The sequence below is a fragment of the Flavobacterium sp. UBA4854 genome, assembly GCF_002399805.1.
Taxonomy (GTDB): Bacteria; Bacteroidota; Bacteroidia; order Flavobacteriales; family Flavobacteriaceae; genus Flavobacterium; species Flavobacterium ginsengisoli.
This window is the reverse complement of sequence record NZ_DHEI01000083.1, coordinates 60,675-79,730: the sequence shown is the minus strand read 5'-3', so window position 1 is coordinate 79,730 and position 19,056 is coordinate 60,675. Positions and strand designations below refer to the sequence as shown.

The following is a 19,056-nucleotide window of genomic DNA, read 5'->3' as shown; positions in this document are numbered from 1 at the left end:
TATTCCTTTTTCTAAATTTTAAGATATTTTAACAAATAAAGTTGTGTTATTATCTTAAAAAGTTATTTTTGTATGAAAATACCACATATGAAAAAACTCTACTTTTTACTTTTATTATTTTGCTTCTCTAATTTAGGCAATGCCCAAATTATCAATATTCCAGATATTAATTTTAAAATGAAATTAATAGCACTTAATGTGGATACAAATTCTAATTTTCAAATAGAGGTTAGTGAAGCCTTAAGTCTAAATTTTTTAGATTTAAGCAATTCAAACATTAGTTCTTTTGAAGGATTAGAAAATTTTGTCAATCTCGAGTATTTGAATTGCAGTAATAACCCAATAAATAGGGATATTGATTTTAATGTTTTAAAAAAACTGGTTTATTTAAATTATTCTTCTATTCAATCAAAAAGGTATTTTAAAATTACAGATCTACCAAATTTAGCTACATTACGAATTGAAGGTCTCACAAACTTAGATTTTTTGGAATGCACAGGTAATCCTAAACTTGCAACATTAAGTGTAAATGGAGCTGTAAATCTAACCGAAATGTGGGCCTCAAATAATGCTTTGACATCGTTAGAGATTGAAGGATTGACAAGTTTAAAAAAATTATATTGTCAAGTTAATAAATTAGCAACATTAAATATTGGCGCTTTAACTAATCTTGAAGTTTTAGAATGCGGTGGTAATTTATTAACATCACTAAATTTAGCCCAATTAAAGAATCTTAAAGGCCTGGCATGCAGTTATAATAAACTATTTAAATTAGATGCCAGCAATTTATCAAACCTTACAACATTAGATTGCAGTTTCAATGAAATTTTTGAGTTAAAATTGAATGGAATAAATAATCTTAAAAATCTAAATTGTCAGTCTAATCAATTGTCAACTTTAAGTTTGAATAATTTAATAAATTTAGAATCTCTTTGGTGCGGTGTAAATCAATTGCAACAATTAGATCTAAATGCTTTAACAAAACTTGTTGATTTAAGATGCGCTGCAAATCAATTTACATCTTTAGATTTAAAAGGATTAACTAATATTACAATTTTTGAATGTTATCTTAATCAACTTAAAACTTTAGAATTAAGTGATTTAAAAAAAATAAAGCGCTTAAGATGCGATCAGAACCAACTTAATACATTATTTATTAAAAATGGCAGTAATGAAACAGAGCTAAATTTTTCAAAAAATCCTGACCTAAAGTATATTTGTGCAGATGAAAGCCAATTGTCGCAAGTTCAAGATCTTCTAGATAATTATGGTTATACTAATTGCAATGTTAATGCATATTGCTCTTTTAATCCGGTGGGAGAATATTATACTATTCAAGGAGATAATAGAGTAGATGAAGATAATAACGGTTGTGATAGTCAAGATTTAAGTTTGCCAAATTTAAAGTTTAATCTATCTGATGGAACTAACAGTTCTGGTTTTGTTGCCAATGGAAATAATTATTCGATTTCTTTACCAGCAGGGTCACATGTTATAACTCCTGTTTTAGAAAACCCTACATACTTTTCTATTTCACCATCTGTTGTAAATATTGATTTTCCATTACAGGCAAGTCCATTAAATCAAAATTTTTGTATTACGCCAAACGGAACACATTCTGATTTAGAAGTAGTCATTTTACAAATCAATGCTGCAAGACCAGGATTTAATGCTACATATAAAGTTATATATAAAAACAAAGGAAATACAATTCAATCTGGAACCGTAAATTTAACTTTTGACGATTCTGTTTTAGATGTGATTTCAGTAAAACCGTCTGCATCTTCTCAAACCACAAACGTTCTATTGTGGGAATTTTTGAATCTAAAACCATTTGAATCTAAGGAAATTATGTTAACGGTTAGAATAAATTCACCAACAGAATCTCCTGCTGTAAATAATGGAGATATTTTAAAATTTACAGCTGCTGTCTTATTGCAGGAAAATGATGAAACGCCAACAGATAATGTATTTACATTAAATCAAACAGTTGTTGGTTCTTATGATCCAAATGATAAAACTTGTTTAGAAGGTTCTGTAATTACCTCAAAACTAATAGGAGAATATGTGCACTACATGATTCGTTTTGAAAATACAGGAACATATGCGGCTCAAAATATTGTAGTGAAAGACATGATTGATTCAAATAAATTTGATATATCAACTTTAATTCCGACGAGTTCAAGTCATTCTTTCATTACTAAAATCTCAGAAGAAAACAAGGTAGAATTTATTTTTGAAGGAATTAATCTTCCTTTTGATGACGAAAATAATGACGGTTATATCGCTTTTAAAATAAAGACAAAACCAACATTAAAAGTCGGAGATTCGTTTACAAATGATGCAAATATTTATTTTGATTATAATTTCCCTATTTTAACTAATAAGGCTATTTCTACATTTAATTCTACGTTATCAAGTGAGGATTTCAATTTTTCTAGATATGTAAGTTTATATCCAAATCCGGCAAGTCAGTTTTTAAATATTTCGCAGCACCAGAATATCGAGATACAATCGTTTGAAATTTACGATATTTTAGGACAATTGGTAATTGCAATTCCAAATGCAAAAACTACTTCGAATATTGATATCTCTAAATTAAAAACAGGCAATTATTTTATAAAAGTAAAATCAGATAAAGGAAATTCTAGTTCAAAATTCATTAAGATTTAAATAAAAAGTCCCACAGTAATGTGGGACTTTTTATTTGTTTCAAGTTTCAAGTTTTTTTAGCCTGACCGAGGTGAGAACCTTAAAATGATTCTTTTATTTCAAAGCTAATAATTTAGATTCTTGTGGTGTAAAATCATTTACAATTACATATGAACTTATATCTGCAATTGCCATTTCATCTAAAATATCAACTAAATTCTTAAAATTACTTTTTTTGCTAGGCTTAATAATAACAACCATTCCTTGTCCTGGTCTTCCTAATTGAGCAGAATAATTAAGCATGTTTTTATTTTGTTTTAAAAGCTCTTGTCTTATTCCGTCCTTTCCGTATCCAAATTTTTTTGGGGCAATTTTTGGTACTTCTAGCAATCCCATATAAGACACTAATTTGTCATCATCTCCTAGTAAAATTGTATAAGATCGGTTTTCTCCACAGCCACCTGTCCAGCCACATGTATGTGCGTCATAATCTGGCAGACTTAAATGCATAGCTTTGTTTTTTCGCAATTCTATTGTGACCATAAAAAATATAATTAGCAAAAAAGAGACACTAACCATTGCAGTTAAATCAACTCTTGAACTTAGCTTTTTACTTCTGACTTTTTGAGGTAGGTTTTTCATGATCAATTGGTTTTGAATTTAAATTTAAAAAGAAAAAGAATGCCAAAAACATCAGGTTAAAAAAAAAGAAAAATATAGCATTAAAGGCTTGTTAATCAGTGTGAAATGAGAATTTTTTAATATTCTTTTTAATTATTTTAATTTTTCTTAAAACCAAAAGGAATTATTAGCCGTAAATGACATTATAACTTAAAAATTAATAATTATGAAAACTAGAAAATTTTTAGCCACTGCAGTTTTAGCTTTAGCATTCGGATTTACATCTTTTGCACAAAAATCAGTTATGGTTGGCGGTGCAGCAATGTACCCAAATAAAAATATAATTGAAAATGCCGTTAATTCAAAAGATCACACAACATTAGTAGCCGCAGTAAAAGCTGCCGATTTAGTTACAACTTTAGAAGGAAAAGGACCATTTACAGTTTTTGCTCCAACAAACGAAGCTTTTGATAAATTGCCAAAAGGAACAGTTGAAACTTTATTAAAACCAGAAAATAAAAAGAAATTACAAACAATCTTAACCTATCACGTTGCTTCTGGAAAATGGAGTTCTGCTGATATCGCAAAAGCAATAAAAGACGGAAAAGGTAAAGCAACGATTAAAACAGTTAGCGGTGGAACTCTTACTGCATGGATGAAAGGTAAAGATTTATATATTACTGACGAAAACGGTAATAAAGCTAAAGTAACAATTGCAGATGTGAATCAATCAAATGGTGTAATTCACGTAGTTGATGCAGTTTTATTACCTAAAAATTAATAAAAATCTCCAGAATTAGATTTCCTACAATGAAATGGCCCTGTAATTATTACGGGGCTTTTTTTATTTTTTAGCCGTTAATGTTGCTCCTGCAGAGGCTACTACAACACAAACTACAGCAATAATTTCGTGAAAACTTAAATTTTCATGAAGAAATATAAATGCGCAAATAGAAGCAGCTGCTGGCTCTAAGCTCATTAAAATACTAAAAGTACGAGGAGGAAGTTTTCCTAAAGCTTTCATTTCTAAAGTGAATGGAATTGCACTAGATAAAAGAGCAAGTGCAACACCCATTCCGAATAGTTTTGGCGTAAGATTATCTAATCCGCTTTCTAGAAAGCCAAATGGCAAGACTAAAAGTGCCGCAAATAACATTCCTGTTGAAACGGCGTAACCGTCATTCATTATTTTCGAAATTTTTCCTCCCAAAACAATATATGCACTCCAGAACGCCCCAGCCAAAAGCGCACATATAATCCCAATAGGATCTAATCGATCGTTTGTCCAAGGAGCGATAAGTAAGATGCCAATTGCTGCCAGCATAACCCAGCAATAATCAACTAAACGTTTTGAGCCTGTTATAGCAAGCAATAACGGACCAACAAATTCTAAAGTCACGGCTAAACCAATTGGAATCTTTTCTATTGCGATATAAAAAATTAAATTCATGGCTCCTAAAGATAAACCATACGGAATTACAATTTTCCACTGTTGCAGTGTTATTGCTTTTAGTTTTGGTCTATAAGCAAATAATAAAATTAATGCTGAAATACCAATACGCATAGATGCTGTGCCAGCTGCGCCGATTGTTGGAAATAGTGTCTTGGCAATTGCAGCCCCACATTGCACACTAATAATAGCTAATAGTACTGCTGGAACAGGAGGAAGGCTGATTTCTCTGTTTTTCATAAAAAATAGGACAGAATTATAAATGAGTATATTTCTGTCGGATAAATAAAATGTATTCTAAATTAATTGCCCAATGCTTTTTTTGTAACATAGGCGCGATAACCAATAATAGCCATTTGCCATTTCTTAGCCTTAGAAATATCTAGACCTTGTTTGGTAAAGCTCGGCAAAAGTAGTTTATTTAGTTTAGCTAATAATTTATACATAGTAGATTTGTTTTGGTAAAGATAAAAAAAAAAGACTTTGTGATTGAAACAAAGTCTTTTGGGTAGTAAAATGTAAAAGTATTTAAATTTTGAGAATCAGATTTTCATCGCCTCATCTAGATTAAGCTTTTTTATTTTGCTTTTCCATTTCCTTCATGTCTTTTGCATGTTGTTTCATGTCCTTAGCATGTTGCTTCATATCTTTTGCATGTTGTTTCATATCAAGCTCATACTGTTTCATGTCTTGCTCATATTGCTTCATGTTGCTTTCGTAGTCTTTAGAGTCATCTCCAAAATCAAACTTAAAGTCATAGCTGAATTTTTCCATGTTAGCATTGAATTTTTCCATTGCTATTTCGTATTTCGCCATTTCTTTTTCGTACACCTCTGCTCGTTGTGACATGATAGCTTCAATTTGTTTTTCATAAGCTTTCAATTGTGGCTCAAATGCTTCCATTTGTTTTCCGAAAGCTTCCATGTCTTTTTCAAATTTAGCCATTGCTACTTTGTCTGTTGGGTTTTTAGGAGCAACTGGAGGTTTTGGCATTTTTGACATATCAATTGGTGGAGCAGGAGGAATTGGTCCGCCAGGAAATGTTGGTGGAGTTGGAGGTACTGGTGCCACAACATCAGAATCTGCATGATTGCGAACCACAACTCTTTCGTTTCTGATTATTATTGGCATTCTAAGATTTCTATCAGTATTAATATTGATAGATTTTGCTCCATTCTCGTCTGTTCCAATAGCTAGTTCACAGTCTTTAATAGCGTCTTCTCCATCGATTTTGATAGTTTGTTTTTTGCCAGAATCTGATTTTACTTTGATTTGAATTGCAGTCAATTCTTCTTTTGTATTTCTTTTTACATCCGAAATTTCGACGTCAAGATTATGGTTTGACTTTAATTTTCCAGGCAATTCATTTAATTCTTTGTCAGTAGTATTTTTAGTGATTTTGATTGTTTCTTCAGCATCTTTTACTGTGTCTCTTTGGATTGTCGGGGTTTCGGTTTGTTTTTTTTCTTGTGCAATGGTCTTTATTTGAAATAAAAGAACAAACGCACCAAGAGCCGGAATTACTGCCGAATACTTCCAGTAATTTCTTTTGTTTGATTGATTTTTGTTTAACATGACAATTCGTTTTTTGATTAATGATTGATAAAAATGATTGGTGATTGCAACGCAAGTTTCGTGCGTTGTTATTTTTAATAGCGTGTATTGATACGCTTTTTTGTCGGCAATTTTTTTAGAAGCCTCACTGTCTGCAATGAATTCAAGGTTTTGTAAGATGGCTTTTTTATAAAGCCATATAATTGGGTTAAACCAAAATAGTATGCAAAAGATTCTCGAAATCAAAACGTCTATAGTGTGCTTTTGATCGCTATGCACTTTTTCATGTTCTAAAATGCTTTCTAATTCTGCTGTAGTATATAGTGATGAGTTATATACTATGTAATCAAAATAAGAGAAAGGAGCTATATTTTCATTTACATCTATAAATTTAAAATCTTCCTGCTGTTCAATTTTTTTTCCTTTTAGAACAGAATTCAGACTGTAAAAGTCAAGCGCAAATTTGATCATAAAAGCTAGAAAACCCATTCCGTAAACTACTGCCAAAACCAAACTCCAGTTAATTTCAAAATTTTCTTCTTCAATAACAGATACATTTGTAGGCGAGTAGTGAGCTTGGTATGCGGCTACGTTACTATTAGAAACCGGAATGTTTTTTACATCCGTTGTCGTAGTTGTGATTATTGGATCTGGTGTTGGCGCAGGTGGTGCTTCAACCCAAATTACTTTTGTGTATACTACAAAAGGCAATATTACAGAAGTAATTAATCCAGCAATTAAAAACCAGCGGCTACTGTTGAAGAAAGTTTCTTTGCGAAGTAAAAAAATGTAAGCAAAATAAAACATTGCTAATAACCCGCTTGATTTTAGTATAAAAATGAAAAGTGCTTCCATAACTATTTTTATTATTTGCCTTCTGTTGGATTTTCGATCATGTTTAAGATTTCACGTAATTCATCTGCTGAAATTTTTTCTTCTTTAGCAAAAAAAGAAACCATGCTTTTGTATGAGCTATTAAAATAATTATCTATTGCAGTGCTCATGAAACCCTTTCTATAATCTTCTATGCTTACTGCTGGATAATACTGATGTGTATTTCCGAAAGCATTGTGTGCAACATAACCCTTTTCTTCCAGATTGCGAACAATGGTAGATAAAGTGTTATAATGGGGCTGATCTTCTAAAATCTCTGCTTGAATCTCTTTCACAAAAGCTTTTTTAAGCTTCCATAAGATATGCATGATTTCTTCTTCTTTATTGGTCAGTTTTTGCATTTCGTAATTATTTAAAAGATTAAAACGTCTTTATTTCTTAGTTTTAATTTCGACTATGCCATTTTCACCTTTTTCGCCAAAAAGAGCTACAGCATCAAGACTTCTATAAACCTTTACCGATTTAATGCTGCTAGGCGGAAGACTATTCATATCAAAATCAGAAGACATATCTATTCCGTCTAGAATTATAAGTGGCGAACTTGTTTTTACATTAGTTTTTGCAGCATTTGAAACAGCAACAGTTGTACCTGCATCAGTTGTTGTTATCACTTTAGTATTATTGTCTTTGTCAACAATTACAGTAGTGCTACTAGTAGATGAGTTAGTATTGCTACTATTTTTTGTGCTAGTATTAGAATTAGTGTTAACATTGGTTTCTGAATTAGAAGTTAAATTTTTGGTTACCGCAGTTTTAGAAGCTTTATTTTTTTTGTCATTTACGCTTACTTTCTTGCTTGTAGCGGTTTTTTCTTCAAAAGTTTTTATACCAGCTTTTATAGTGCCGTTTTTATTTAAAATTACAAGGATTCCAAAATCTTTGATGGCTTCATCTCCACTTTGTATAGATTGAGATTTTTGTGTTCCATAGACTACATCAACTTTAAGAGATGTTAATTGATTTTCTGAGTTTCTTTTGATGTCAGAAACTTCTAAATCAATGTTGTAAGTTGATTTTAAATCCTTTTTTAGATCTTTAAACTCGGTGTCGGTTGTTTTTTTTGTGATTTTGAAAATATTCACAGATTTAATTTCGTTCGAAACTATTTCTAAATTTTGCTGTCTTTCTTTTGCAACTACTTCTACCTGAAATAAAAGTACAAAAGCAGCCAAGGCAGGAATTACGGTATAATACTTCCATGAATTCCTCTTTTTTGATTGATTTTTGTTTAACATGACTATTCGTTTTTTGATTAATGATTGATAAAAATGATTGGTGATTGCAACACAATTTTCGTGCGTTGTTATTTTTAAAAGAGTGTACTGGTACGCTTTTTTGTCTGTAAGTTTTTTAGAAGCTTCACTATCAGCAATAAATTCTAAGTTTTGGCTTATTGCTTTTTTGTAAAGCCATACAATCGGATTGAACCAGAAAATAATGCTGAATATTCTAGAAATCAATACATCAAGAGTATGATTTTGATCGCTATGAACTTTTTCATGTTCCAAAATACTTTCTAATTCTGAAGCAGTGTACAGTGATGAGTTGTACACAATATATTCGAAATAGGAGAAAGGCGCGATATTTTCGTTTATATCTACAAATTTAAAATCGGCTTGCTGTTTGATTTTTTTTCCTTTTATAATAGCATTCAAACTATAAAAGTCAATTGCTAGTTTTATTGTAAAGATTAGAAAACCAATACCGTATAATCCTAGAATAATATAATTCCAATTAAATTCTGCAGATTCATTTTGAGTAACGCTTAATAATGTTGATTGAATATTTGTGTTTAAATCGGGAGCAGCATCAATCCAAATTACTTTCGTGTAAGTCAGTAATGGTAAAATTATTGAGACAATCAAACCAGATAACAGAAACCATCTGTTGCTGTTAAAAAATGTTTCTTTGCGAAGTAAAAAGTAATAAGCGCAATAAAACATAAGCATTAAACTGCTTGATTTTGCGATGTAAATGAAAACTGCTTCCATAACCGATTATTTTTTTTCGTTTTTATTTTCAATCATTGATAAAATCTCACGTAATTCATCTGCCGAAATTTTTTCTTCTTTGGCAAAAAAGGAAACCATGCTTTTGTAAGAACTATTAAAGTAATTATCGATTGCGGTCTTCATAAATCCTTTTCTGTAATCTTCAATTGCTACAATTGGAAAGTATTGATGTGTATTTCCAAAAGCGTTATGTCCAACATATCCTTTTTCTTCCAGATTGCGAACAATTGTCGACAATGTATTGTAATGGGGCTGATCTTCGGTAATTTCTGCCTGAATTTCTTTTACAAAAGCTTTTTTGAGCTTCCATAAAATCATCATGATTTCTTCTTCTTTGTTTGTTAACTTCTGCATCTTCTCTAATTTTAATTCAAACGTACAACTATTTTTCTAGTTACGCAACTATAAAAATAGTTATTTAACTAAAAATTAAGTTTGCTTTCGGTTTTGAGCGCAGAAAGACTATTCAAATTTAATGGTAATAAATTGAATTATAAGGATTTAAAAAGTTAAAAGTTGTTTTTAAGAAATCTTCTCGTTGACTAAAGCATTCTTAATCCAGATGCAGCACCCAGTTGCAACAACGCCAATACATGCCATGAAAAGCCAATTGATTTGATAACCAAATCGGGTAATAATTTCAAATCCAAGTTTAGAACTAATAATATGCGCTAGACTAAAACTCATAGTATATAGTGCCATGTATCTGCCTTCTTGCCCGCGAGGTGCACGACTTAAAGCAAAAGCATTAGAAAATGGAAAAGTAAGAACTTCACCAATAGAAATACACACCATACTTACAACTAAAATTCCTGCCCAGAAATTAATTAATAATAAAAAGAAACTACTAGCCATTACAAAAGACCCTACAATAATAATTCTGATTTTTGGAAAAGCTTTTCGTTCTAAAAATCCAACAGTTGGCATTTCGAGAGTAAAAATCAATAATCCGTTTAAAGTCATTAATAAGCCTGTTTGAAATTCGCTTAGACCAAACTTTTCATTATGATATAAAGGTAGAGTAGTAAATAGCTGGAAGAAAATCATTGCTGTAATGAAGCTTACAAATAAGAAAACCCAGAAAATTTTATCATGAAAAACAGATTTTATATCTGCAGCGCTTTCTTCTTTATCATCGTGGGTAACTTTTTTCTTTTCTTTTACTAATAAAGCAAAAATGGAAATGGAAACAATACAAGAAGCTCCATCAACCCAGAAAAGGCCAGAATAACCCATTCCCATAATAATTAAACCTCCAAGAGCTGGTCCTGCGGCAAAACCTAAATTTACAGCAAGACGTACAAGTGTAAGTGCACGAGTACGGTTTTCTGGTTTTGCATAAGCACCAAGAGATACAAACATAGCAGGACGAAACATATCTGCAATTGTCATAAGAACAAACATTGCAGCACAAAGTGACCAGAAAGTGGTAATAAATTGCACAAAAAATAGAGAGACTCCACTGGTAAATAAACTGAAAATCATGATTTTATAAAAACCAATTTTGTCTGATAATTTGCCTCCAAGCCAAGAACCCAACATTGATCCTAATCCAAAAGCAACCATAATCCATCCGACTTGATTGTATGTAAAATGAAGATCTTCCTTTAAATATTTAGACAAAAAAGGAAGAACCATTGTTCCAGCGCGGTTAATAAAAGTGATGATGGCAAGGATCCAAACTTCTCTGGTGAAACCTCGAAAGTTGTTAATGTAATGAGTTAGTGCGGTTTTAAGCATTTTATGTGATAAATTATCGTCACAAAGTTAGCAAACTTTGTCTCGTTAAGTGGTTGTTGTTTTGTTACTTTTGAACTATTTTTGCAGAAAATTTCTAAGATGAAAACTATAAACGCCCTAGCTTTATTGTTGGTATTTAATTTTGGCTTTGCCCAAAAAAAGTTCAATAAAGCCGATGCTCAAAAATTCCAAAAGAAAATCAATGCAGAATATGCTGATCCTAAGACAAGTCCGTTGATGGCTGAAGATTTAAAAACTTTTAAAAGCTTAGATTTTTTTCCCATTTCTGAAACTTATTTTGTGAATGCTACTTTAGTAAAAGCAAAAGGCGGAAAAGTTTTTGAAATGAAAACTTCAGGAACTCGTACTCCTAAATATATCAAATACGGAACTTTAAACTTTAAAATAAACGGAAAAGCTTTTCAGCTTGCAGTTTATCAGAGTTTAGAACTTTTGGTTCAGGAGCAATATAAAAACCATCTTTTCTTACCTTTTTCAGATTTAACAAGCGGGAAACAAAGTTATATTGGCGGTCGTTATATCGACTTAGAAGTTCCAAAAGGAAATACGATAGCAATCGATTTTAATCAAGCTTATAATCCGTATTGCGCTTATAATTATAAGTATTCTTGTCCGCTTGTACCTCAGGAAAATGATTTAAAAATCGAAATTAAAGCAGGAGTAAAAGCTTTTCATTAATGGAATATTTTAATTTTCATACTCATCAATTTACCAATCAATCTAATGTCTTAGAACTGGTTAATCAGTATCCAAAAGATTTTGATGCTGAAATTCCATTTTATTCTATTGGGATTCATCCTTGGTATATTGACGAAAGTCGAATTGATGAAGATTTGAAAATTATAGAAGAAAAATTGCAAACTCAAAATTGCTTGGCAATTGGCGAATGTGGTTTAGATAAAAGAATTGAGGTTCCTTTTGATTTACAAGTTTCAGTTTTTGAGAAACAGTTAGAATTAGCAGAAAAATACAGAAAACCAGTTGTTATTCATTGTGTTGCGGCTTATCAGGAAGTAATGGCTATCAAGAAAAAAAGGAAAGTGACAGTTCCATTGATTATTCATGGTTTCTCAAAGAATAATCAATTGGCAGAACAATTAATTGCTGCCGGTTTTTTTCTTTCATTTGGAAAGTATTTGTTAAAGAATCCAGATTTGAAATCGGTTTTTAAAAACGTTCCAAACGATCGTTTTTTCTTAGAAACGGATACTATTGAAGAATCGATTCAGCAAGTATACGAATTGGCTTCTGAGTATAAAGAGTTAAATTTGATAGAATTAGAAGAAGTTATTTCAAGTAATTATAGAAAGATATTTAAACAATAAAAAGAATAAAAAGTAAATAGTTTTGTGTTCAAAGTTTGTCACCCTGAGCGAAGTCGAAGGGCATTCCAATTAGAACAGGGCTTCGACTTCGCTCAGCCTGACAACAGGGAAAAACTAGAAACATTAAACTTGAAACAAAAAATAAAAATCAACAAAAAAGAATATATGGCAGAATGGACAGAAAGAGCTGAGCTTTTGTTTACTAAAGAAGGATTAGAAAATTTACAAAAATCTAATGTCTTAGTCGTTGGATTAGGTGGTGTTGGATCTTTTGCGGCAGAATTTTTAGCAAGGGCAGGTGTAGGAAATATGACAATTGTAGATGGAGACGTTGTAGATATTACTAATATCAATCGTCAATTGCCAGCTTTGCATTCAACAGTTGGTCAGCCAAAAATTAAAATTGTAGGTGATCGTTTAATGGATATTAATCCAGAATTAAATCTAACTCGTGTTCAAGAATTTCTTTCTCCAGAACGCGCTTTTGAGATTGTTTCTCCAGAATTTGATTATGTTTTGGACTGTATTGACAGCATTACTCCAAAATTAAATCTAATTATTGCTGCAAAGCGCAAAAGAGTAAAAATCATTAGCAGCATGGGGGCTGGCGGAAAAATGTTGGCTTCTAAAGTAAAAGTAGCTGATATTTCAAAAACTATAAATTGCTATTTTTCTAAAACAATCCGTAAGCGTTTAAAAGAAGTAAAAATTAACAAACTTAAAGTAGTTTTCTCTTCTGAAATTCAAGACGATAAGAGCTTAAAACTAACAGACGGGAAAAACTTCAAAAAATCATTCTACGGAACAAACAGCTATATGCCAGGATTATTTGGTTTACACGCTGCAGAAACAGTGATTAGATATTTGCTTAAAAAATAAGGTTCTAAGATGCTAAGATTCTAAGGTGCTAAGTTTTTTTTAGCTGATAGAGTGAATCTTAATTTTTTAGACCTTATAAATAGAACTTAAAGCAAGCTTTGTCAAAGTTTTAAACTTTGACAAAGCTAAATACAAAAGAGAGAAACCTTAGAATCTTAGTATCTCAGAATCTCAGAAACTTAAAAAAAATGATTAAAACAGTAATTTTTGATATGGATGGCGTAATTGTTGACACAGAGCCTGTTCATCGTTATGCCTATTATTTACAATTTTCAGAATTGAATATCGAAGTTCCTGAAGAGATGTATACCACATTTACAGGATTTTCTACTAGAAACACATTTCAAACTTTAAAAAGTTATTTTCCAAGTGTAGAGCAGGAGGTGGAAGATTTAATTCAGAGAAAAAGAACCATTTTTAATGATGCTTTTGATACTAAGGAAGATTTGTATCTTTTGGATGGTGTTGAAGATTTAATTAAAGATTTGTATAACAACGGAATGCAGTTAATTTTAGCTTCTTCGGCTTCAAAAGTAACAATTAATCGTGTTTTTACAAGATTCAATTTACATCAATATTTTACACATATTGTAAGTGGGGAAGATTTTCCTCAGTCAAAACCAAATCCGGCGATCTTTATTCATGCAGCTTCACTTTCTGTTGCGGCAAAAGAAGAATGCATCATTATTGAAGACAGTACCAATGGTATAAAAGCGGCAAAAGGCGCAGGAATTTACTGTATAGGATATAACAGCGAGCATTCGCATCTTCAAGATTTGTCTGAAGCTGATTTAGTTATTGAACATTTTAATGAACTAAATGCTGAAAAAATATCACAGCTAAAGGGTTGAATTATAGAAAATTTAACATTTGTTCCCTGATTGAATTTGTAAATTTGAATAAAAATAAAACTTAAAATAATGAAGAAACTACTTATTGCTTTAGCCCTGATCTTAGGACCATTAGCATCAGAAGCACAAGTAAAAACGCCGCAAGCAAGTCCAAAAGGATATATCAAACAAACTGTTGGTTTAACCGACGTCGAAGTTACCTATTCAAGACCTGGAGCAAGAGGAAGAGCTGTGTTCGGAAATCTAGTTCCTTTTGGAAAATTATGGAGAACTGGAGCTAACGAAAATACAATCATCAACTTTAGCGATGATGTAATAATCGACGGAAAAACGCTAAAGAAAGGAAAATATGCAATTTACACAGTTCCAAGAATTGAAAGTTGGGATATCATTTTTTACCTTTCTACAGACAACTGGGGATTACCAGAAAACTGGAGCGATGCTTATGTAGCTTTAAAAACTACTGTAAAAGAAGATGCGCTTCCAACTCCCGTTGAAACTTTTACAATTGGCATTAACGGTTTAGATCCTAATTTTGGATATTTGGATATTTCTTGGGAAAACTCTCATGTAGCTTTAAAGTTTGAAGTTCCAACAGCTAAAATTGCTGTAGCTAGTATTGATAAAGCTTTAGCTGGTCCAACATGGAATGATTATTTCAATGCTTCTCAATATTTATTTCAATCAAACGGAAATATTGAAACGGCTAGAATTTATGTAGATAAAGCTCTAGATATGAGCTCAGATAAGCCATATTACGTTTCAAGATTGAAATCGTTGATTCAGGCAAAACAAGGTGATAAAAAAGGAGCAATTGAAACAGCAAAAGCTTCTCTGGCATCTGCAGAAGCTGCAAACAACGCTGATTATGTAAAATTGAACAAAGATAGTATCGCTGAATGGAGCAGATAAGACTTTAAGTCTCATTTATAAAATTTAAAAAATTCCAAAGCTTTCGAGTTTTGGATTTTTTTTGTTTTTTTTTTACCGCAAAGAGCGCAAGATTTTTTGATTTGCTTGTTCTTTAACGCAAAGTTCGCAAAGCTATAGTAGATAAACTTTGCGAACTTTGCGTAATCCTTTGCGTTCTTTGCGGTAAAATAATTCTAGTTTAAACTAGGTGGTTCAGGAATTTTTACTGTTTTTTTAATTTTCTTTATTAAAAGATAAAAAGTAATTCCTCCAAGAATGATTAACAAAGCGATCTGAAGCTGGCCAAGTATATTATTTCTATTGTACATTGCATTTGCAGCGGCAAGTTTTGCTTTTCCTTCTTCAATCTGAATTTGCGATAGAGATTCAAGTGTTTTTAAAGCTTCAGTACTAGAATTGGCTATTTTATCCCAATTTTTGCTTTCTACCTGCTTGTTTATTTCTTTACAGGAAAGTAAAAAGGCATCAAAATATTGTTTTTCTTTATTGGTTAAAACCGTTTTAGCGTACAAATCATCAATTGTGTGAATAATATTTAGTGTATGAATGATTTCATCTTTTTTAATGTTATCACTTAGGTTCAATTTTTCGGCTTCAGCTTTTATAAAATGAAGTTCTTTAGAATATTGAAAAATGTAATGCGCTACTACCAATCGGTCCTTATAAATCGCATTAATATTATCGTTTACGTTTTTGGAATTTAGTAAAGTATTAAAATTTCCAAGTAAAATAATCAGCATTACGATTAATAGAATAAAAGCAGCTTTGGTTTTGTTGCTGTATTTTTTTGAATCTCTCATGATGACGATTTTAGGAGTTAAAATAGCATTCTTGCGATAGACTAAAATAGTGTTTTTTACTTAGAATAATGGAAAATCCGATCGCAATCTAAGTTTTCAGGATGCTGTTCACTACATCTTTTGCTTTTCCTACAGTTTATCTGATGTTGCTTCTATCCAGGCTAGGTTATTATTTTTTTTAGAAGAAAAGGAATTTATTTTTAAAACTTATAGAATTTAATTTGTTTTCCATTTGCTTCAAAAATTAGCTCGTTTTTAAGCTGAAAATCAAACTTGTTTCCTTCCCATATATTTTCAAACTTATTTTTTGATGTTGGTTCAAGAAGAAAAAGTGACTGATTGTTGAAATTTGCATATAACCTTTTATTATTGAGTGAAATAGTAATAATTTCTTGATTTTTATGGCTTTTATAAATACCAGTTATCATTTCTAAATCTTCCTTAACGGGTTCATAAGCCTCAAAGTTGATTGCATAAGGTTTGTTGAAATAGTTGCTTAATGCAGCAATTAAAATCTTTTTCTTATCATATATTGCACCGTTTGTAACTATAGCAATAGCTAATTTGTCATTTGGAAAATAGGATAGAAGCGAACTAAAACTATCTATTTGGCCACGATGAACAAAACCATTTTTGTCATAAAAAGGAAGTGCAAAAATTCCCATTCCATATTTGTCTTGAATCTGAGTCATCATTTTTAAACTCTCAGAACTAATAATTTTTCCTTGAAAAAGCTTTTCAATAAAAAAAGTCAAATCTGATGGAGTTGAAACAATTGCGCCTGCTCCTAAAGGAACTGTCATATCTCCTTCAGAATCTTTTTCCCATTTGTCAGCGTAATAGTAAGAGTAACACTCATTATTCTGAATATTAATTTTACCACCAAAGTAGGTGTTTTTTAGTTTTAAAGGTTTTATTATTTGTTCTTGTAATAGTTCTGAATACGTTTTTTTATACGTTTTTTCAAGAATTAAAGTCAGCAGATAATAATTAGAATTGCTATAATCTGCTTTAGAATCAGGTTCAAAATCACTTGGAAATTTACTTATAATAGAGATCATTTCTTCTTGTGACTTTGCTTTGGTGTATCCATTAGCAAATTCATCGGCTGCTAAAAGTTCATGAATTCCACTTCTGTGATTTAGCAAATTGCGGATAGTAATTTTTTGCGAATTTACAATTGTTGGAAAAAACGAATTAATAGTCTGGTCAAGACTGATTTTTTTTAATTCGACAGCTTTTAATACCAAAGCTGAAGTGAAAATTTTGGTTGTAGAACCAATACGAAATTTAGTATTCGCAGATAAAGATATGTTGTTAGCTATATCTGCCTTCCCAATAGAATTTGAATAAATCTGATTTCCATTTTTAGAAATGGAAATGCTTCCCATAAATAGGTTTTTATCGTTTAAAGCTTTGAATAGGCTATCAAGTTTTGCATTATTAAGTTTTTGCGATTGAACATTGGATAGTGTAATTGCAAAAGCAAAAACAAGGCAAAATTTAATTTTCATTTTTCTCTATCAATTTATAATTGAAAGATAGATTATTTTAATATTCGATACTATTATTTATTTCTTCTTTTTTAAAAAATAAAAACTGAATTAAAAGCGCCAACACAATCGTTAAAATAGCTCCAATAAAATTTAGCCATAAATACCCCAGTTTTTCTTGTCTGTAAATCATAAAATAATAGATTACAAAAATGGTAAGCTGACTTATAATCGCACTAATAAACATTGATTTTGCTTGAACTCGTTTAGTATAAAAAGCTACAAGAAATATTCCTAAAACGGTTCCGTAAAATATGGAACCAATAATATTTACAAGCTGAATTAAATTTTCAAATAATGTTCCAACGCAGGCAAAAAGTATTGCTACAACTCCCCAGAAAAGAGTGAAAAACTTAGTAACGTTCAAATAGTGTTTCTCTGATTTTTCTTCTTTCTGATTTCGCTTATAAATATCAATCGCTGTTGTAGAAGCCAAAGCCGTCAATCCAGAAGCTGTAGAAGACATTGCCGCTGAAAGAATAACGGCCAGCAACAATCCGATTAGGCCTTTTGGCAGATAGTGCAGAATAAAATGAAAGAATACATAATCTTTATCATTTGTTTCTGAATTGCTATCGGCTCTTGAGATTATTTCTTTGGCTTTATCGCGAAGATCTTTTTCTTTGTTTGATAAAGCAACCAATTCTTTACGCAAAATAGGATTATCATAATCTTGATTTAGCTGATCGATATATAATAAATTAATAACTTTTTTATCTTCAGAAAGCTTAACTAGCTTTTCTTCCAAAACATGATATTCTTGCTTGTAAGCAGACTTCTCAATAGCTATTTTATTATTCGGATTAAAATTTAATGGAACTGGGTTGAATTGGAAAAATACAAAAACCATAACTCCGGTTAAGAGAATGAAGAATTGCATTGGAACTTTCAGAAGTCCGTTCATAATTAATCCCATTTGGCTTTCGCGAACTGATTTTCCAGATAAATAACGTCCCACTTGCGATTGGTCTGTACCAAAATAGGCGAGAGCTAGAAAGAAACCTCCTGTAATACCGCTCCAAAAAGTATATTTTTCTTCAGGGTCAAAAGAGAAATCAACGATATTCATTTTGTCATTAGCACCGGCAATATGCATCGCACTATTAAAAGTCATATCGTTTGGCAAGTAATGCAGAATCAAGAAAAATGTGATAAACATTCCAGACATGATTACAAACATCTGCTGTTTTTGCGTAACGTTTACTGCTTTTGTTCCTCCAGAAAAAGTATAAATAATTACCAATACTCCAATAATGATATTCATAACAGTTAAATTCCAACCTAAAAGAGCCGATAAAATAATCGCTGGAGCATAAATGGTTAAACCAGTTCCTAAACCTCTTTGCACTAAAAATAAGATTGCAGCAAGAGAACGTGTTTTGACATCAAATCTTTTTTCTAGAAATTCATAAGCGGTAAAAACTTTGCTTTTATGATATAATGGAATAAAAGTCAAACAAATAACAATCATGGCAATTGGCAAACCAAAGTAGAATTGTACAAAACCCATTCCGTCATGGTAGGCTTGTCCAGGTGTAGATAAAAACGTAATTGCGCTTGCCTGTGTTGCCATTACAGAAAGACCTACAGTATACCAAGGCGTTTCATTATTTCCTAGAATGAAATCTTCTACGTTCTTACTGCCTCGGGTTTTCCAAGAGCCATATCCAACAATAAATAATAATGTTACAATAAGTACGATCCAGTCAAATAGCTGCATAGGTTATGAGTATAATTGCATGATTAAGAAAAAAATAGCAATATAAATTGC

At 31.2% G+C, this 19,056-nt stretch carries 18 protein-coding genes; 7 read left to right on the top strand and 11 right to left on the bottom strand.

Annotated elements, in window-relative coordinates; translation table 11 throughout:
* The first annotated feature begins 72 nt into the window (after positions 1–72).
* Positions 73–2,673, top strand: coding sequence for a DUF7619 domain-containing protein (locus tag B3J44_RS11810; RefSeq protein WP_286968615.1), 2,601 nt, complete (start codon positions 73–75; stop codon positions 2,671–2,673).
* A gap of 93 nt (positions 2,674–2,766) precedes the next feature.
* Here B3J44_RS11810 and B3J44_RS11805 read toward each other — a convergent pair whose 3' ends face one another.
* Positions 2,767–3,294 carry an ExbD/TolR family protein gene (locus B3J44_RS11805; RefSeq protein WP_286968614.1) on the bottom strand — a complete coding sequence of 176 codons (528 nt, stop codon included), beginning with the start codon at positions 3,292–3,294 and terminating at the stop codon, positions 2,767–2,769.
* A 205-nt stretch (positions 3,295–3,499) separates the two neighbouring features.
* On the opposite strand from B3J44_RS11805, the gene B3J44_RS11800 reads away from it, so the two are divergent.
* Positions 3,500–4,054 carry a fasciclin domain-containing protein gene (locus B3J44_RS11800; RefSeq protein ID WP_198855560.1) on the top strand — a complete coding sequence of 185 codons (555 nt, stop codon included), beginning with the start codon at positions 3,500–3,502 and terminating at the stop codon, positions 4,052–4,054.
* Between the two features lie 63 nt (positions 4,055–4,117).
* On the opposite strand, the gene B3J44_RS11795 is transcribed toward B3J44_RS11800, so the two are convergent.
* The 7 genes from B3J44_RS11795 to B3J44_RS11765 all read right to left on the bottom strand — a co-directional run bounded on the left by B3J44_RS11795 (position 4,118) and on the right by B3J44_RS11765 (position 10,923).
* On the bottom strand, positions 4,118–4,963 hold the full coding sequence (locus B3J44_RS11795) for an EamA family transporter (protein ID WP_286968613.1): 846 nt from the start codon (positions 4,961–4,963) through the stop codon (positions 4,118–4,120).
* 62 nt (positions 4,964–5,025) lie between these two features.
* Positions 5,026–5,169, bottom strand: a complete 144-nt coding sequence (locus tag B3J44_RS11790; RefSeq protein WP_111368963.1) for an SsrA-binding protein — start codon at positions 5,167–5,169, stop codon at positions 5,026–5,028.
* 121 nt (positions 5,170–5,290) lie between these two features.
* Positions 5,291–7,132 (bottom strand): M56 family metallopeptidase, encoded by a 1,842-nt coding sequence (locus B3J44_RS11785; RefSeq protein WP_286968612.1) that lies wholly within the window; start codon positions 7,130–7,132, stop codon positions 5,291–5,293.
* 11 nt (positions 7,133–7,143) lie between these two features.
* Entirely contained in the window at positions 7,144–7,512 is a 369-nt protein-coding gene (locus B3J44_RS11780; protein WP_278021604.1) for a BlaI/MecI/CopY family transcriptional regulator, read from the bottom strand.
* Positions 7,513–7,542: 30 nt separating this feature from the next.
* Positions 7,543–9,162 carry a M56 family metallopeptidase gene (locus tag B3J44_RS11775; RefSeq protein WP_286968611.1) on the bottom strand — a complete coding sequence of 540 codons (1,620 nt, stop codon included), beginning with the start codon at positions 9,160–9,162 and terminating at the stop codon, positions 7,543–7,545.
* A 6-nt stretch (positions 9,163–9,168) separates the two neighbouring features.
* Positions 9,169–9,537, bottom strand: a complete 369-nt coding sequence (locus B3J44_RS11770; protein ID WP_095931146.1) for a BlaI/MecI/CopY family transcriptional regulator — start codon at positions 9,535–9,537, stop codon at positions 9,169–9,171.
* Positions 9,538–9,705: 168 nt separating this feature from the next.
* Positions 9,706–10,923, bottom strand: coding sequence for an MDR family MFS transporter (locus tag B3J44_RS11765; protein ID WP_286968610.1), 1,218 nt, complete (start codon positions 10,921–10,923; stop codon positions 9,706–9,708).
* 99 nt (positions 10,924–11,022) lie between these two features.
* Here B3J44_RS11765 and B3J44_RS11760 point away from each other — a divergent pair, with 99 nt between their 5' ends.
* From B3J44_RS11760 to B3J44_RS11740, 5 genes are all read left to right on the top strand, one after another.
* Positions 11,023–11,622, top strand: coding sequence for a DUF1684 domain-containing protein (locus tag B3J44_RS11760; protein WP_198855568.1), 600 nt, complete (start codon positions 11,023–11,025; stop codon positions 11,620–11,622).
* Complete coding sequence (locus tag B3J44_RS11755; RefSeq protein ID WP_286968609.1) at positions 11,622–12,269, top strand: TatD family hydrolase; 648 nt, start codon at positions 11,622–11,624, stop codon at positions 12,267–12,269. The genes B3J44_RS11760 and B3J44_RS11755 overlap by 1 nt, the downstream gene beginning before the upstream one ends.
* Positions 12,270–12,434: 165 nt before the next feature.
* A complete protein-coding gene (locus tag B3J44_RS11750; protein WP_198856182.1) occupies positions 12,435–13,148 on the top strand; it encodes a tRNA threonylcarbamoyladenosine dehydratase in 714 nt (237 codons plus the stop codon).
* A gap of 188 nt (positions 13,149–13,336) precedes the next feature.
* Entirely contained in the window at positions 13,337–13,999 is a 663-nt protein-coding gene (locus B3J44_RS11745) for an HAD family hydrolase (protein ID WP_286968608.1), read from the top strand.
* Positions 14,000–14,068: 69 nt separating this feature from the next.
* Positions 14,069–14,911 carry a DUF2911 domain-containing protein gene (locus B3J44_RS11740; RefSeq protein WP_286968607.1) on the top strand — a complete coding sequence of 281 codons (843 nt, stop codon included), beginning with the start codon at positions 14,069–14,071 and terminating at the stop codon, positions 14,909–14,911.
* Between the two features lie 194 nt (positions 14,912–15,105).
* Here B3J44_RS11740 and B3J44_RS11735 read toward each other — a convergent pair whose 3' ends face one another.
* The 3 genes from B3J44_RS11735 to B3J44_RS11725 form a co-directional block, all read right to left on the bottom strand.
* Complete coding sequence (locus tag B3J44_RS11735; protein ID WP_286968606.1) at positions 15,106–15,732, bottom strand: MCP four helix bundle domain-containing protein; 627 nt, start codon at positions 15,730–15,732, stop codon at positions 15,106–15,108.
* Positions 15,733–15,932: 200 nt separating this feature from the next.
* Positions 15,933–17,246 (bottom strand): serine hydrolase domain-containing protein, encoded by a 1,314-nt coding sequence (locus B3J44_RS11730; protein WP_286968605.1) that lies wholly within the window; start codon positions 17,244–17,246, stop codon positions 15,933–15,935.
* 37 nt (positions 17,247–17,283) lie between these two features.
* Positions 17,284–19,005: a sodium:solute symporter gene (locus tag B3J44_RS11725; RefSeq protein ID WP_286968604.1), complete on the bottom strand. Its 1,722-nt coding sequence runs from the start codon at positions 19,003–19,005 to the stop codon at positions 17,284–17,286.
* Positions 19,006–19,056 lie beyond the last annotated feature (51 nt).